Source organism: Geodermatophilus sp. SYSU D01045, assembly GCF_054050295.1.
Window position 1 is genome coordinate 55415 of sequence record NZ_JBJGZB010000011.1, and the last position, 13703, is coordinate 69117.

A 13703-nucleotide genomic window follows, 5' to 3' on the forward strand; every position below is an offset into this window, starting at 1 on the left:
CGCGTCGGGGGTCCGCGGGCCCTGTGACCGACGCCCTGTGGGGCGGGTCGCGGGACCGGGTACCCTGGACGACTGGCGCCCCTCCGGGTGAGCGCCACATCCCGGTACCCGTGTCGGACGCACCGGCGGCATCAGTCGCCGGTGCGTCCGCGCGTGGGTACCGGACAGCCGGTTCACCGTTCCGGCCCGGCTGTCACCACTGAGATTGGGAGTAGGACGTGATCCAGCAGGAGTCGCGGCTCCGGGTCGCCGACAACACCGGTGCGAAGGAGATCCTCTGCATCCGGGTGCTCGGCGGGTCCGGGCGGCGCTACGCGGGCATCGGCGACGTCATCGTGGCGACCGTCAAGGACGCGCTGCCCGGTGCCGGCGTCAAGCGCGGCGACGTCGTCAAGGCCGTCGTCGTCCGCACGCGGAAGGAGCGCCGTCGTCCCGACGGCTCCTACATCCGCTTCGACGAGAACGCCGCGGTGATCATCCGCGACAGCGGCGACCCGCGCGGTACGCGCATCTTCGGTCCCGTCGGCCGCGAGCTGCGCGACAAGCGCTTCATGCGGATCATCTCGCTCGCCCCGGAGGTGCTCTGACCATGGCTGCCAAGAAGACCCCGCCGGCCAAGACGCCGGGCATGAAGGTGAAGAAGGGCGACACCGTGGTGGTCCTGTCCGGCAAGGACAAGGGCGCCAGGGGTCGCGTCATCGCCGCCTACCCCAAGCTGCAGAAGGTCCTCGTCGAGGGCGTCGGCCGCGTCAAGAAGCACACCCGCATCAGCTCGAACCAGCGGGGCGCGCAGCAGGGCGGCATCGTCACCCAGGAGGCTCCCATCCACGTCAGCAACGTGATGGTGATCGACTCCGAGGGGACGCCGACCCGGGTCGGCTACCGCAAGGACGAGGAAGGCCGCAACATCCGGGTGTCGCGGCGGACCGGTAAGGACCTCTGACGATGACTGCACCCACCCGTGAGCTCCCGCGCCTGCTGGCGCACTACCGCGAGTCGATCGTGCCGGCGCTCCAGGAGGAGTTCGGCTACGAGAACGTCATGCAGATCCCGCGGCTGACGAAGATCGTCGTCAACATGGGCGTCGGCGAGGCCACCCGCGACGCGAAGCTGATGGACGGCGCGGTCCGCGACCTCACCGCCATCACCGGCCAGCGCCCGGCCGTCGTCCGGGCCCGCAAGTCCATCGCCCAGTTCAAGCTGCGCGAGGGCATGCCCATCGGCGCCAAGGTCACCCTCCGCGGCGACCGCATGTGGGAGTTCCTCGACCGGCTCCTGGCGCTGGCCCTGCCCCGCATCCGCGACTTCCGCGGCCTGAACGCCAAGCAGTTCGACGGGCACGGCAACTACACGTTCGGGCTGACCGAGCAGTCGATGTTCCGCGAGATCGACGTCGACAAGATCGACCGTCCGCGCGGCATGGACATCACGCTGGTCACCACCGCCACGAACGACGAGGAGGGTCGCGAGCTGCTCCGCCTGCTGGGCTTCCCGTTCGCCGGCCAGCCCGTCGTCACCACCATCCGCTGAGCCGGGCCGAGGAGACACCGAGATGGCCAAGAAGGCGCTGATCAACAAGGCGGCCCGCAAGCCCAAGTTCGCGGTCCGCGGCTACACCCGCTGCCAGCGGTGCGGTCGTCCGCACTCGGTCTTCCGCAAGTTCGGCCTCTGCCGGATCTGCCTGCGGGAGATGGCGCACGCCGGCGAGCTGCCGGGCGTGAGCAAGTCCAGCTGGTAGTCCGCAGTCCCCGCCCCGCGCGCTGACCGCGCGGGGCGGGCCCCCAGCTCCACCGGTCGCCGAGAGGCCCACGCGAGGGACGCGTGAGGAACCGCGGCGAGAGAGGCACGACACCCATGACGATGACCGACCCGATCGCGGACATGCTCACGCGGCTGCGCAACGCGAACACGGCCTACCACGACTCGACGCGCATGCCGTCGTCGAAGCTCAAGACGCACATCGCCGAGATCCTCCAGCAGGAGGGCTACATCGCCGGCTGGCGCGTCGAGGACGTCGAGAAGGACGGCGCCACCCGCAAGGAGCTGGTGATCGACCTGAAGTTCGGCCCCAACCGCGAGCGCAGCATCGCCGGGGTGCGCCGGGTGTCCAAGCCGGGCCTGCGGGTCTACGCGAAGTCGAACGCCCTGCCGAAGGTCCTGGGCGGCCTGGGGGTGGCCATCATCTCCACCTCGACCGGGCTGCTGACCGACCGGCAGGCGACCAAGAAGGGCGTGGGCGGGGAAGTCCTCGCCTACGTCTGGTAAGAGGAGCGAGCGAGATGTCACGGATCGGACGACTGCCGGTTCCCGTGCCCGGTGGCGTGGACGTCACCATCGACGGCCAGACGGTCAGCGTGAAGGGCCCCAAGGGCACCCTGTCCCACACCGTCGCGGCGCCCATCACGGTCGCCCGGGGCGAGGACGGCACGCTGAGCGTCCAGCGGCCCGACGACCAGCGCGAGAGCCGGGCCCTGCACGGCCTGTCCCGCACCCTGATCGCCAACATGATCACCGGCGTCACCGAGGGCTACACCAAGACCCTCGAGATCGTCGGCGTCGGCTACCGCGTCCAGGCCCGCGGCTCGGACCTGGAGTTCGCGCTCGGCTACAGCCACCCGGTGCCGGTGCGTGCCCCCGAGGGCATCACCTTCACCGTCGAGTCGCCCACCCGCCTGCGGGTGACCGGCATCGACAAGCAGCAGGTCGGCCAGGTGGCCGCCAACATCCGCGGCCTCCGCAAGCCCGACCCGTACAAGGGCAAGGGCGTGCGCTACCAGGGCGAGGTCGTCAAGCGCAAGGTCGGGAAGACGGGTAAGTGATGGCACAGACCGAGAAGGCCGCTCGGGTGCACACGCCCGTCGGCACCGACATCAGCACCGCGCGCCGCGTCTCGCGGCTGCGCCGGCACAACCGGCTCCGCAAGCGGGTCTCCGGCACGCCGGACCGCCCGCGCATGGTGGTCAACCGCAGCACGCGGCACATCCACGTGCAGGTCGTGGACGACACCGCCGGCCGTACGCTGGTGAGCGCCTCGACGCTCGACGCCAGCCTGCGCGGGGCCGAGGGCGACAAGTCCGCCCTGGCCCGCCGGGTCGGCGCCCTGGTCGCCGAGCGCGCCCAGGCCGCCGGCATCACCAAGGTCGTGTTCGACCGCGGGGGCAACCGCTACCAGGGCCGCATCGCCGCGCTGGCCGACGGCGCGCGTGAGGGCGGGCTGGACTTCTGATGAGCAGCACCGCCAACCAGCAGATCGAGAGGGACGTCTGATGCCAGGACCACAGCGACGCGGCGGCGGCGCCGGCGGCGGCAACGACCGCCGCGACCGTCGTGACGGCGGGCGGGGGCCCGGCGGCGCGCCTGCCGAGAAGAGCAACTACATCGAGCGCGTGGTGGCCATCAACCGCGTGTCGAAGGTCGTCAAGGGTGGTCGGCGCTTCAGCTTCACCGCCCTGGTGATCGTCGGCGACGGTGACGGCACCGTGGGCGTCGGCTACGGCAAGGCCAAGGAGGTGCCCGCGGCGATCGCCAAGGGCGTCGAGGAGGCCAAGAAGCACTTCTACAAGGTGCCGCGCATCGCCAGCACCATCCCGCACCCGGTGCAGGGTGAGGCCGCTGCCGGTGTCGTGCTGCTCAAGCCGGCCAGCCCCGGTACCGGTGTCATCGCCGGTGGCCCGGTGCGTGCCGTCCTCGAGTGCGCCGGCATCCACGACGTGCTCTCGAAGAGCCTCGGCTCGTCGAACCCGATCAACATCGTGCACGCCACCATGCAGGCGCTGAAGGAGCTCGTCCGCCCCGAGGAGATCGCCGCCCGCCGCGGGCTGCCCCTCGAGGACGTCGCCCCGGCCGCCATGCTGCGGGCGCGTGCGGGCCAGGGGGTCTGACATGGCGCAGCTGAAGGTGACCCAGGTCCGGTCGGCGATCGGCACGAAGCCCAACCAGCGGCAGACGCTGCGGTCCCTGGGCCTCAAGCGGATCAACGACACGGTCGTGCAGGAGGACCGTCCCGAGATCCGCGGGATGGTCGCCACGGTGACGCACCTCGTCGCCGTCGAAGAGATCTGAGCAGGGACTCGTCATGACTCTCAAGGTCCACCACCTGCGTCCGGCCCCGGGCGCCCACACCCCCAAGACGCGCGTCGGCCGGGGTGAGGGCTCCAAGGGCAAGACCGCCGGTCGCGGCACCAAGGGCACCGGGGCGCGCGGCACCACGTCCGCGCGCTTCGAGGGCGGCCAGACGCCGCTGCACATGCGGCTGCCCAAGATGTCCGGCTTCAAGAACCGCAACAAGGTCGTGTTCCAGGTCGTCAACCTCGACCGGATCGCGTCCCTGTTCCCGCAGGGCGGGCACGTCGACCCCGACACGCTCGCCGACGCCGGCGCGGTCCGCCGCGGCCAGCCGGTGAAGGTCCTCGGCACCGGTGACCTGGGCGGCGTCCAGGTCACCGTGCACGCGCACGCCTTCTCGGCCTCCGCCGCCGAGAAGATCGCCGCGGCCGGGGGAAGCACCACCCGCATCTGACCGCCGACGACCCCCGGGTGCCCCATCGCCCCGGGGGTCGTCTGCTGTCCGGCCCGGGCGCCCGCGCGCCCGAGCCCCGGGGAGCCGATCCGTCCCCGCCGGTCTGCCACCGGTGAGGGAGGGTGTGACCGGTGCGACCCCCGTCGTTGCTAACCTCATCCGACCGAGCAGGGGAGGGCACGTGCTGCAGGCGTTCGCCGCGGCGTTCCGGACGCCAGACCTCCGGCGCAAGTTGCTGTTCTCCCTGGCGATCATCGCCGTGTACCGGCTGGGCGCCTCGGTGCCCGGCCCGGGGGTCTCCGTCGAGGCGATCAACAGCTGTCTCGAGCAGGCGCAGGCGGGCAGCCAGCGCGACGTCTACTCGCTGGTGAACCTGTTCTCCGGCGGGGCGCTGCTCCGGCTGTCGGTCTTCGCGCTGGGGATCATGCCGTACATCACCGCCAGCATCATCGTGCAGTTGCTGGTCGTGGTGATCCCGCGGTTCGAGCAGCTGAAGAAGGAAGGGCAGTCGGGCCAGCAGAAGCTGACCCAGTACACCCGCTACCTGACGATCGCCCTGGCGATCCTGCAGAGCACCGGCATCATCGCCCTGGCCCGCAGCGGCCAGCTGTTCCCCGGCTGCCAGCAGGACATCATCCCGTCGGACAGCATCTGGACGACGATCGTCCTCGTGGTCGCGCTGACCGCCGGCACCGCGGTGATCATGTGGCTCGGCGAGCTGCTCACCGAGAAGGGGATCGGCAACGGCATGTCCGTGCTGATCTTCACCTCGATCGCGGCCCGCATCCCGGCCGAGGGCGGCTCGATCCTGCAGACCCGCGGCGGTGTCGTCTTCGCCGTCGTCTGCGCCTTCGCCCTGCTGATCATCGGGGCCGTCGTCTACGTCGAGCAGGCGCAGCGACGCATCCCGGTCCAGTACGCCAAGCGCATGGTCGGCCGCCGCATGTACGGCGGCACCTCGACCTACCTCCCGCTCAAGGTGAACCAGGCCGGCGTCATCCCGGTCATCTTCGCCTCGTCGCTGCTGTACCTCCCGCAGCTGATCACCCAGCTCCAGGGTGACGAGACCGGCCCGGTCCGGCAGTTCTTCGAGAACTACGTCATCGACCAGAGCAGTCCGGTGCACGTCGCGCTGTACTTCGGCCTGATCGTGTTCTTCACGTACTTCTACGTGTCGATCACCTTCAACCCGGAGGAGCGGGCCGACGACATGAAGCGCTACGGCGGCTTCATCCCCGGCATCCGCCCGGGCCGGCCGACGGCGGAGTACCTCCAGTACGTGCTGTCCCGGATCACCCTCCCCGGGTCGATCTACCTGGGGATCGTCGCGGTGCTCCCGAACTTCTTCCTGTCGATCACGCAGCAGGGGGCGAACCAGAACTTCCCGTTCGGCGGGACCGCAGTGCTGATCATGGTGGGAGTGGGCTTGGAGACCGTGAAGCAGATCGAGACGCAGCTCAACCAGCGCAACTACGAAGGGTTCCTGAAGTAGTGCGCATCGTGCTGCTGGGTCCGCCGGGAGCCGGCAAGGGGACCCAGGCCCAGATCATCGCCGGCCAGCTGGGCGTGCCCGCCATCTCGACCGGCGACATCTTCCGCGCCAACGTCAGTGGCCAGACCGAGCTCGGCCGCAAGGCCAAGGTCTACATGGACGCCGGCGACCTCGTCCCCGACGAGATCACCGTCGCGATGGTCAAGGACCGGCTCGCCGAGCCCGACGCCAAGGCCGGCTTCCTGCTGGACGGCTTCCCCCGCACCATCGCCCAGGCCGAGCAGCTGCGCGGCTCCCTGGAGGAGCTCGGGCACGGACTCGACCGCGTCGTCGAGCTCGTCGTCGAGGAGGAGGAGCTGGTGCGCCGGCTCTCCGGGCGCCGGATGCTCGTCGACGGCGAGTGGGTGCAGCGCGACGACGACCGGCCCGAGACGGTGCGGCACCGCCTCGAGGTCTACCGGGAACAGACCGCCCCGCTGTCCGGGTTCTACGACGGCGAGGGGTTGCTGTCGCGCATCGACGCGATCGGCACCATCGAGGAGGTCACCGCCCGGGTGATGACCGCACTGGGCCGGCCCGTGCAGCCCGGGCAGTCGAGCGACAGCTGAGGGGACGGCGCCGCCGATGTCGGCCGGGATCCTGGCCCGCCTCCCGCTGCTGGCGAAGTGGAGTGGACGCATGATCCAGATCAAGACACCGCACGAGATCGAGCTCATGCGCGGTGCCGGCCTCGTCGTCGCGAAGGCGATCGCCGCCGTCCGCGCGGCGGTCCGCCCCGGCGTGACCACCGGGGAGCTCGACGCGATCGCCGAGGACGTCATCCGGTCCTCGGGGGCGATCCCGTCGTTCCTCGGCTACCACGGCTTCACCGGCAGCATCTGCGCGTCGATCAACGACGAGGTCGTGCACGGCATCCCGAACCCGGAGCGCACCCTCGCCGAGGGCGACAACATCTCCATCGACTGCGGCGCGATCCTCGACGGCTGGCACGGCGACTCGGCCGTCACCGTGACCGTGGGTCCGCCGTCGGCCGAGGACGCGGCGCTCATCGACGTCACCGAGCGGTCGATGTGGGCCGGGCTGGCGAGGGCCGTCGCCGGCGGGCGGCTCACCGACATCAGCTCCGCGGTCGAGCAGGCCATCACCGCCGAGTCGCACCCGTACGGGATCGTCGACCACTACGGCGGGCACGGCATCGGCACCGAGATGCACCAGGACCCGCACGTCCTCAACTACGGCCGGCCCGGCCGCGGCCCGCGGCTGGTCCCCGGCCTGGCGCTGGCGATCGAGCCCATGGTCACCGTGGGCGACCCCGCCACCGCCGAGCTCGAGGACGGCTGGACCGTGGTCACCAAGGACGGCTCCCGGGCCGCCCACTTCGAGCACACCGTCGCCATCACCCCCGAGGGGCCCTGGGTCCTGACGGCGGAGGACGGCGGCGTGGCGGGGCTGGCCCCCTTCGGGATCACCCCGCGCACCTGAGCGAGGACCCCCCGCCGCTCGCAGGCTCCTGGCGGGCCCCGCGAGGGGGCCACCCCGGGCGTTCCGTTGTGACGGAGGCCGGGTTGGAGCGCCCCGCTGCAGCGGGGTACAGTGAACGACGGCGTTCGCGCCGTCCTGTCGTCGTGCTGTGGCCGCACGACCCGGGACGCCCTCGCGGGAGCGCCTGCACCACCTGGTCTGCAACCACCGCGTACGACCCGGCCGGCTCCGGCGCGGGCGCATGCGACTCCAGCACCACACCAACCAGCACCACCGAGTCAGGGAGGCCGTGTCGGGCATGGCGAAGAAGGACGGGGCCATCGAGGTCGAGGGTCGCGTCGTCGAGCCGCTGCCCAACGCGATGTTCCGGGTCGAGCTGCAGAACGGGCACCGGGTGCTCGCCCACATCAGCGGCAAGATGCGCCAGCACTACATCCGCATCCTGCCCGAGGACCGCGTCGTCGTGGAGCTCTCGCCCTACGACCTGACTCGCGGTCGCATCGTCTACCGCTACAAGTGACCGCCGCCGGCGCGGGGCACCTCCGGGTGCCGCGCGGGCGGCCATCGATCGACAGGAATGAGGGGCGGCACCGGTGAAGGTCCAGCCGTCGGTGAAGAAGATCTGCGACAAGTGCAAGGTGATCCGCCGGCACGGCCGGGTCATGGTCATCTGCGACAACGCCCGCCACAAGCAGCGGCAGGGCTGAGGGAGTACCTGAGACATGGCACGACTGGCCGGCGTCGACCTGCCCCGCGAGAAGCGGATGGAGATCGCGCTCACCTACATCTACGGGATCGGCAAGACCCACGCCAAGGAGACCCTCGCGGCGACCGGCGTGAGCCCCGACCTGCGGGCCAAGGACCTCTCCGACGAGGACCTGCTCAAGCTGCGCGACTACATCGACGAGCACTTCCGCGTCGAGGGTGACCTCCGCCGCGAGGTGGCCGCCGACATCCGCCGCAAGGTGGAGATCGGCTGCTACCAGGGCCTGCGCCACCGTCGTGGCCTGCCCGTGCACGGCCAGCGCACCCGCACCAACGCGCGCTCCAGCAAGGGCCCGCGCAAGACCATCGCCGGCAAGAAGAAGGCCGGCAAGAAGTAAGCCGTGAGGCGCGCTGTCGCACGACCCGTGAGGGCGGGAGCGACGGTGCGCCCCTCGTGCTCATCTGGCCACTGAACGCTCAGAAGGAAACCGGAGAGACATGCCTCCCAGGGCTCGCGCCGCGGCTGGTGCCAAGAAGGTCCGCCGCAAGGAGAAGAAGAACGTCGCCCACGGCGCCGCGCACATCAAGAGCACGTTCAACAACACGATCGTGTCGATCACCGACCCGACCGGCAACGTGATCAGCTGGGCCTCCGCCGGCCACGTCGGCTTCAAGGGCTCGCGCAAGTCGACGCCGTTCGCCGCCCAGATGGCCGCCGAGAACGCCGCGCGCAAGGCCCAGGAGCACGGCATGCGCAAGGTCGACGTCTTCGTCAAGGGCCCGGGCTCGGGCCGCGAGACCGCGATCCGCTCGCTGCAGGCCACCGGCCTCGAGGTGGGGCAGATCCAGGACGTGACGCCGCAGCCGCACAACGGCTGCCGCCCCAAGAAGCGCCGCCGGGTCTGACCGGCCACTGACGAGAAGAACGAGGAGTACCTGACGTGGCCCGTTACGCCGGAGCCGACTGCCGCCTCTGCCGGCGCGAGAAGATGAAGCTGTTCCTCAAGGGCAGCAAGTGCGAGTCCCCGAAGTGCCCGATCGAGATCCGGCCCTACCCGCCGGGCGAGCACGGCCGGGGCCGCAGCAAGGACAGCGAGTACCTCCTGCAGCTGCGCGAGAAGCAGAAGGCCCGCCGCATCTACGGCGTCCTCGAGAAGCAGTTCCGCGGCTACTACGAGGAGGCCAACCGCAAGACCGGCAAGACCGGTGAGGTCCTGCTGCAGATCCTCGAGTCCCGCCTGGACAACGTCGTGTACCGGGCCGGCTGGGGCGAGAGCCGCGACATGGCCCGCCAGCTGGTCAAGCACGGCCACATCCGGGTGAACGGCCGCAAGGTCGACATCCCGTCCTACCGGGTCAGCGCGAACGACATCATCGAGGTCGCCGAGAAGTCGCGGCGGATGGTGCCCTTCGAGATCGCCCAGGCCCGCGCCGGCGAGCGCCCCGTGCCGCCGTGGCTGGAGGTCATCAGCGGCCAGCTGCGCGCCGTCGTGCACAGCGTCCCGGCCCGCCAGGTGATCGACACCCCGGTGCAGGAGCAGCTGATCGTCGAGCTCTACTCCAAGTAAGGGCTCGCAGCACCACACAGCACCACCGGCCCCGGCGGGCGGACCGATGTCCGCCGGGGCCCGCACCACCCCCTCACGGCGTCATATGGCGGGCGCCGGAGGAACCGGAGGAGAACACCATGCTCATCGCACAGCGTCCGACGCTGACCGAGGAGACCCTCACCGAGCAGCGCTCGCGGTTCGTCATCGAGCCGCTCGAGCCCGGCTTCGGCTACACCCTCGGCAACTCGCTGCGCCGCACCCTCCTGTCCTCGATCCCCGGAGCTGCCGTCACCAGCATCCGGATCGAGGGCACCCTGCACGAGTTCACGACCGTGCCCGGGGTCAAGGAGGACGTCACCGAGATCATCCTCAACCTCAAGGGCCTGGTCGTCAGCTCCGACTCCGACGAGCCGGTGACGATGTACCTGCGCAAGCAGGGCCCCGGTGAGGTCACCGCCGCCGACATCGCGCCCCCGGCCGGTGTCGAGGTGCACAACCCCGACCTGCACATCGCCACCCTCAACGGCAAGGGCCGGCTGGAGATCGAGCTGGTCGTCGAGCGGGGCCGCGGGTACGTCCCGGCGCCGCAGAACAAGCAGCCCGGCCAGGAGATCGGCCGCATCCCGGTCGATTCCATCTACTCGCCGGTCCTCAAGGTCACCTACGCCGTCGAGGCCACCCGCGTCGAGCAGCGCACCGACTTCGACCGCCTCGTGGTCGACGTCGAGACCAAGCCCTCGATCGCCCCGCGGGACGCCATCGCCTCCGCCGGCTCCACGCTGGTCGAGCTGTTCGGCCTGCTGCGCGAGCTGAACGTCGACGCCGAGGGCATCGAGGTCGGGCCCAGCCCGGCCGAGGCCGCCGACATCGCGAACTTCTCGATGCCGATCGAGGACATGGACCTCACCGTCCGGTCCTACAACTGCCTCAAGCGCGAGGGCGTGCACACCGTCGGCGAGCTGGTCACCCGCTCGGAGGCCGACCTGCTCGACATCCGCAACTTCGGGGCCAAGTCGATCGACGAGGTCAAGATGAAGCTGGCGGCCATGGGCCTGGCGCTCAAGGACAGCCCGCCCGGGTTCATCCCGACCTCGGTCGAGAGCTACGACGAGGGCTACGAGACCGACGCCTACCAGGGCCACGGCGAGTACGGCACCGAGTACGGGCAGGTCCAGTACGACGACGGCTCCTACCAGGAGACCGAGCAGCTCTGACGCTGCACCGGCCGGGCGGCGGGACGACCGCCGCCCGGCCGGACCGCGTGGGCCCGGTCGAGGCGGGTCCGCCACACTGACACAGCGACGACAGCACCACCTGGATGCAGCCGGCACACGCCCGCCCGGCCGCCTGAGGAAGGACCGACATGCCCACCCCCACCAAGGGCCCCCGTCTCGGCGGGTCCGCCTCCCACGAGCGGCTGATGCTGGCGAACCTGGCCACGTCGCTGTTCGAGCACGGGCGGATCACCACCACCGAGGCGAAGGCGAAGCGGCTGCGCCCGTTCGCCGAGAAGCTGGTCACCTTCGCCAAGCGCGGTGACCTGCATGCGCGCCGCCAGGTGATGACGGTCATCCGGGACAAGGACGTCGTCCACCACCTGTTCGCGGAGATCGGCCCGCGCTTCGAGAACCGGCCCGGCGGCTACACCCGCATCACCAAGGTCGGCCCGCGCAAGGGCGACAACGCCCCCATGGCCGTCATCGAGCTGGTCGAGGCGCTGACCGTGGCCCAGCAGGCCGTCGGTGAGGCCGAGCGCGCCCGCGGCACCCGCTTCGCCGCCGGCGCCGGCGCGGCCGCCGCCTCCGGTGAGGTCACCGCGGACGCCGTCGAGACCGCCGCGGCCGACGAGGACACCACCGCGGCCGACGAGACCTCCGAGGCCACGGACGCCGACGTCACCGAGGGCGAGGTCACCGAGGCCGAGGCCACGGACGCCGACGTCACCGAGGCCGAGGTCACCGAGGCGACCGACGCCGACGACACCGCCGTGGCCGCTGACGCCGAGGCCCCGGCCGAGGACGCGGACGGCTCCAAGTGACCGAGCAGCCGGGCCAGCGCGGCGACGCCGGCGCGGCCGGGGTCTCCGCCGGCGGCGGCGACCAGGGCGCGACGTTCGAGGGCGAGACCACCGGTCCCGGTGGCGACACCTCGCCGGCCGTGACCTCCGGTGAGGTCGACGCCGAGGCCCAGGAGGTCGTGACCGACCTCTACAACCCGGACGGCGAGCGCCAGGACGACGGCGACGTGACGCCCGAGCCCAAGGCCGAGAACCTGGCCGTGGTCGAGGACCCGGCGCTGTCCCCGGACGTGGCCGCCGCGGCGGCCGCCGAGGTCGAGGCCGCCGAGATCGGCGACGCCGCCACCGCGGGCACCCACGCCCCCGGCGGCGAGTCCGCGCCCGACCCGAAGTGACCCGCCGCTGACCACCGAGCACCACCGCGACGAGCCCGCTCCCGATCCCGGGGGCGGGCTCGTCCGTCTCCGGCTGTCCGTCGCCTACGACGGGACGGACTTCTCCGGCTGGGCCCGCCAGCCCGGGCGGCGCACCGTGCAGGGCGAGCTGGAGTCCGCGCTGGCCACCGTGCTGCGCGCGCCGGTCGAGCTGACCGTGGCCGGCCGCACCGACGCCGGCGTGCACGCCACCGGGCAGGTCGCGCACGCCGACGTCCCGCGCGTCGCCTGGGAGGAGCAGCGCGAGCGCCTCGTCCGCCGGCTGCGCGGCCTGCTGCCGCCGGACGTGGCGGTGCCCGCCGTCGCCGAGGCGCCCCCGGGCTTCGACGCCCGCTTCGGCGCCCTGGCGCGGCACTACGTCTACCGGCTCACCGACAGCGACGCCGGGCCACCGCCGCTGCGCCGGGCGGACACCGTCGGCTGGCCCCGCCGGCTCGACGCCGCCGCCATGGACGCCGCCGCCCGCCTCATGACGGGCGCGCACGACTTCGCCGCCTTCTGCCGCCGCCGCGAGGGCGCCACGACCGTCCGCACCCTGCTGGAGCTGGCGGTGGCCCGCGACGGCGACCTGGTGACCGTCACGGCCTCCGCGGACGCCTTCTGCCACTCGATGGTGCGCAGCCTCGTGGGCTCGCTGGTGGCGGTCGGGGAGGGGCGCCGGGCGCCGGAGTGGCCGGCCGGGCTGCTCGACCGCCGGGAGCGGGCGGGCGAGGTCGTCGTCGCCCCACCCGGGGGGCTCACGCTGGTGCGGGTCGACTACCCGGCCGACCCCGAGCTCGCCGCCCGCGCGCTGGTCACCCGCGCCCGCCGCGACTAGGGGAGCGCGGCGACCGCCTCGGCGACCGGTGTCTCGCCGGACACCAGCTCCACGACCTCGTTCGTCTTGCCCGAGTCGAGGAAGGCCAGCAGGACCGCGGCGACGTCGTCGCGGGGGACCTCGCCGTACCCGACGCCGTGGGCGAGAGTCACCCGGCCGGTGCCGGGCTCGTCGGTCAGCCGCCCGGGCCGCACGATCACGGTGTCCAGCGCGGTGCGCGGCAGGATGACGTCCTCGGCACGCAGCTTGGCCTGCAGGTAGACGGCGAACACCGGGTCCATGCCCTTCGGCGTCCCCTGCCGGGCCTGCTCGACGCCCATCGAGGACACCAGCAGGTAGGGGCGGACGCCGGCCCGCTCGGCGGCGTCGGCCAGCAGGACCGCGGCGCGGTGGTCGACGGTGTGCTTGCGCTCCGCCCCGCTGCCCGGGCCGGCGCCCGCGGCGAACACGACGGCGTCGGCGCCGCGGACGACCTCCGCGACGTCGTCGACCGAGGCGGACTCCAGGTCCAGCACCGCGGGCGTGACGCCGTCGGCCTCGAGGTCGGCGGTGTGCTCGGGGTTGCGGACTATGCCGACGACGGTGTCCCCGCGTCCGGAGAGCAGCCGGCCGAGGCGGCGGGCGACCTGACCGTGGGCACCGGCGATGACGACGCGCATGCCGCCGTCCTACCACCCGGCGGCCGGG

23 protein-coding genes are annotated in these 13703 nt (G+C 71.9%); 22 read left to right on the forward strand and 1 reads right to left on the reverse strand.

Annotation, left to right across the window (positions count from 1 at the left end):
• Nucleotides 1-218 precede the first annotated feature (218 nt).
• The 22 genes from rplN (at nt 219) to truA (ending at nt 13016) form a co-directional block, all read left to right on the forward strand.
• Nucleotides 219-587 carry a 50S ribosomal protein L14 gene (gene rplN, locus ACI798_RS10765; protein WP_387987738.1) on the forward strand — a complete coding sequence of 123 codons (369 nt, stop codon included), beginning with the start codon at nt 219-221 and terminating at the stop codon, nt 585-587.
• A gap of 2 nt (nt 588-589) precedes the next feature.
• The gene (rplX, locus tag ACI798_RS10770; RefSeq protein ID WP_456940078.1) at nt 590-943 is read left to right on the forward strand and encodes a 50S ribosomal protein L24; all 354 of its coding nucleotides are present in this window, start codon (nt 590-592) and stop codon (nt 941-943) included.
• A 2-nt stretch (nt 944-945) separates the two neighbouring features.
• Nucleotides 946-1530 carry a 50S ribosomal protein L5 gene (gene rplE, locus ACI798_RS10775; RefSeq protein ID WP_456940077.1) on the forward strand — a complete coding sequence of 195 codons (585 nt, stop codon included), beginning with the start codon at nt 946-948 and terminating at the stop codon, nt 1528-1530.
• A gap of 22 nt (nt 1531-1552) precedes the next feature.
• A complete protein-coding gene (locus tag ACI798_RS10780; RefSeq protein WP_012950469.1) occupies nt 1553-1738 on the forward strand; it encodes a type Z 30S ribosomal protein S14 in 186 nt (61 codons plus the stop codon).
• 122 nt (nt 1739-1860) lie between these two features.
• Entirely contained in the window at nt 1861-2265 is a 405-nt protein-coding gene (gene rpsH, locus ACI798_RS10785) for a 30S ribosomal protein S8 (protein WP_456901390.1), read from the forward strand.
• 14 nt (nt 2266-2279) lie between these two features.
• Entirely contained in the window at nt 2280-2819 is a 540-nt protein-coding gene (gene rplF / locus ACI798_RS10790; RefSeq protein WP_456940076.1) for a 50S ribosomal protein L6, read from the forward strand.
• Nucleotides 2819-3226: a 50S ribosomal protein L18 gene (gene rplR / locus ACI798_RS10795; protein ID WP_387987729.1), complete on the forward strand. Its 408-nt coding sequence runs from the start codon at nt 2819-2821 to the stop codon at nt 3224-3226. Before rplF ends, rplR begins: the two co-directional genes overlap by 1 nt.
• Nucleotides 3227-3266: 40 nt before the next feature.
• Entirely contained in the window at nt 3267-3881 is a 615-nt protein-coding gene (gene rpsE / locus ACI798_RS10800; RefSeq protein ID WP_387987727.1) for a 30S ribosomal protein S5, read from the forward strand.
• A gap of 1 nt (nt 3882) precedes the next feature.
• On the forward strand, nt 3883-4062 hold the full coding sequence (gene rpmD / locus ACI798_RS10805) for a 50S ribosomal protein L30 (RefSeq protein WP_387987725.1): 180 nt from the start codon (nt 3883-3885) through the stop codon (nt 4060-4062).
• A gap of 13 nt (nt 4063-4075) precedes the next feature.
• Nucleotides 4076-4519 carry a 50S ribosomal protein L15 gene (gene rplO / locus ACI798_RS10810; protein ID WP_456940075.1) on the forward strand — a complete coding sequence of 148 codons (444 nt, stop codon included), beginning with the start codon at nt 4076-4078 and terminating at the stop codon, nt 4517-4519.
• Nucleotides 4520-4700: 181 nt separating this feature from the next.
• Nucleotides 4701-6011: a preprotein translocase subunit SecY gene (gene secY / locus ACI798_RS10815; RefSeq protein WP_456940074.1), complete on the forward strand. Its 1311-nt coding sequence runs from the start codon at nt 4701-4703 to the stop codon at nt 6009-6011.
• A gap of 8 nt (nt 6012-6019) precedes the next feature.
• Nucleotides 6020-6619: an adenylate kinase gene (locus ACI798_RS10820; RefSeq protein WP_457047909.1), complete on the forward strand. Its 600-nt coding sequence runs from the start codon at nt 6020-6022 to the stop codon at nt 6617-6619.
• A 70-nt stretch (nt 6620-6689) separates the two neighbouring features.
• Nucleotides 6690-7493, forward strand: coding sequence for a type I methionyl aminopeptidase (gene map, locus ACI798_RS10825; RefSeq protein ID WP_457047910.1), 804 nt, complete (start codon nt 6690-6692; stop codon nt 7491-7493).
• Nucleotides 7494-7791: 298 nt separating this feature from the next.
• On the forward strand, nt 7792-8013 hold the full coding sequence (gene infA, locus ACI798_RS10830) for a translation initiation factor IF-1 (protein ID WP_012950459.1): 222 nt from the start codon (nt 7792-7794) through the stop codon (nt 8011-8013).
• Nucleotides 8014-8086: 73 nt separating this feature from the next.
• Nucleotides 8087-8200 carry a 50S ribosomal protein L36 gene (gene rpmJ / locus ACI798_RS10835; protein WP_012950458.1) on the forward strand — a complete coding sequence of 38 codons (114 nt, stop codon included), beginning with the start codon at nt 8087-8089 and terminating at the stop codon, nt 8198-8200.
• A 15-nt stretch (nt 8201-8215) separates the two neighbouring features.
• The gene (rpsM, locus tag ACI798_RS10840; RefSeq protein WP_456548794.1) at nt 8216-8596 is read left to right on the forward strand and encodes a 30S ribosomal protein S13; all 381 of its coding nucleotides are present in this window, start codon (nt 8216-8218) and stop codon (nt 8594-8596) included.
• A gap of 100 nt (nt 8597-8696) precedes the next feature.
• Nucleotides 8697-9104 carry a 30S ribosomal protein S11 gene (gene rpsK / locus ACI798_RS10845; protein ID WP_012950456.1) on the forward strand — a complete coding sequence of 136 codons (408 nt, stop codon included), beginning with the start codon at nt 8697-8699 and terminating at the stop codon, nt 9102-9104.
• Between the two features lie 35 nt (nt 9105-9139).
• The gene (gene rpsD / locus ACI798_RS10850; RefSeq protein WP_456929490.1) at nt 9140-9766 is read left to right on the forward strand and encodes a 30S ribosomal protein S4; all 627 of its coding nucleotides are present in this window, start codon (nt 9140-9142) and stop codon (nt 9764-9766) included.
• Nucleotides 9767-9885: 119 nt separating this feature from the next.
• A complete protein-coding gene (locus ACI798_RS10855; protein ID WP_387987713.1) occupies nt 9886-10962 on the forward strand; it encodes a DNA-directed RNA polymerase subunit alpha in 1077 nt (358 codons plus the stop codon).
• 149 nt (nt 10963-11111) lie between these two features.
• Nucleotides 11112-11786 (forward strand): 50S ribosomal protein L17, encoded by a 675-nt coding sequence (gene rplQ / locus ACI798_RS10860; RefSeq protein ID WP_457047911.1) that lies wholly within the window; start codon nt 11112-11114, stop codon nt 11784-11786.
• Entirely contained in the window at nt 11783-12160 is a 378-nt protein-coding gene (locus ACI798_RS10865; RefSeq protein WP_456940070.1) for a hypothetical protein, read from the forward strand. Before rplQ ends, ACI798_RS10865 begins: the two co-directional genes overlap by 4 nt.
• A gap of 73 nt (nt 12161-12233) precedes the next feature.
• The gene (gene truA, locus ACI798_RS10870) at nt 12234-13016 is read left to right on the forward strand and encodes a tRNA pseudouridine(38-40) synthase TruA (protein ID WP_457047952.1); all 783 of its coding nucleotides are present in this window, start codon (nt 12234-12236) and stop codon (nt 13014-13016) included.
• On the opposite strand, the gene ACI798_RS10875 is transcribed toward truA, so the two are convergent.
• On the reverse strand, nt 13013-13675 hold the full coding sequence (locus ACI798_RS10875) for an NAD(P)H-binding protein (protein ID WP_456940069.1): 663 nt from the start codon (nt 13673-13675) through the stop codon (nt 13013-13015). The genes truA and ACI798_RS10875 overlap by 4 nt on opposite strands.
• Nucleotides 13676-13703: the final 28 nt, after the last annotated feature.

Excerpts from the sequence above, each read along its gene's own strand:
- rpsE (WP_387987727.1), top strand. The coding sequence starts at position 3,267 with ATGCCAGGACCACAGCGACGCGGCGGCGGCGCCGGCGGCGGCAACGAC.
- rplE (WP_456940077.1), top strand. The coding sequence starts at position 946 with ATGACTGCACCCACCCGTGAGCTCCCGCGCCTGCTGGCGCACTACCGC.
- rpsK (WP_012950456.1), top strand. The coding sequence starts at position 8,697 with ATGCCTCCCAGGGCTCGCGCCGCGGCTGGTGCCAAGAAGGTCCGCCGC.
- rplO (WP_456940075.1), top strand. The coding sequence starts at position 4,076 with ATGACTCTCAAGGTCCACCACCTGCGTCCGGCCCCGGGCGCCCACACC.
- rpsM (WP_456548794.1), top strand. The coding sequence starts at position 8,216 with ATGGCACGACTGGCCGGCGTCGACCTGCCCCGCGAGAAGCGGATGGAG.
- map (WP_457047910.1), top strand. The coding sequence starts at position 6,690 with ATGATCCAGATCAAGACACCGCACGAGATCGAGCTCATGCGCGGTGCC.
- rplR (WP_387987729.1), top strand. The coding sequence starts at position 2,819 with ATGGCACAGACCGAGAAGGCCGCTCGGGTGCACACGCCCGTCGGCACC.
- rpmD (WP_387987725.1), top strand. The coding sequence starts at position 3,883 with ATGGCGCAGCTGAAGGTGACCCAGGTCCGGTCGGCGATCGGCACGAAG.
- infA (WP_012950459.1), top strand. The coding sequence starts at position 7,792 with ATGGCGAAGAAGGACGGGGCCATCGAGGTCGAGGGTCGCGTCGTCGAG.
- ACI798_RS10855 (WP_387987713.1), top strand. The coding sequence starts at position 9,886 with ATGCTCATCGCACAGCGTCCGACGCTGACCGAGGAGACCCTCACCGAG.
- rplF (WP_456940076.1), top strand. The coding sequence starts at position 2,280 with ATGTCACGGATCGGACGACTGCCGGTTCCCGTGCCCGGTGGCGTGGAC.
- rpsH (WP_456901390.1), top strand. The coding sequence starts at position 1,861 with ATGACCGACCCGATCGCGGACATGCTCACGCGGCTGCGCAACGCGAAC.
- rplQ (WP_457047911.1), top strand. The coding sequence starts at position 11,112 with ATGCCCACCCCCACCAAGGGCCCCCGTCTCGGCGGGTCCGCCTCCCAC.
- ACI798_RS10875 (WP_456940069.1), bottom strand. The coding sequence starts at position 13,675 with ATGCGCGTCGTCATCGCCGGTGCCCACGGTCAGGTCGCCCGCCGCCTC.
- rplX (WP_456940078.1), top strand. The coding sequence starts at position 590 with ATGGCTGCCAAGAAGACCCCGCCGGCCAAGACGCCGGGCATGAAGGTG.
- ACI798_RS10780 (WP_012950469.1), top strand. The coding sequence starts at position 1,553 with ATGGCCAAGAAGGCGCTGATCAACAAGGCGGCCCGCAAGCCCAAGTTC.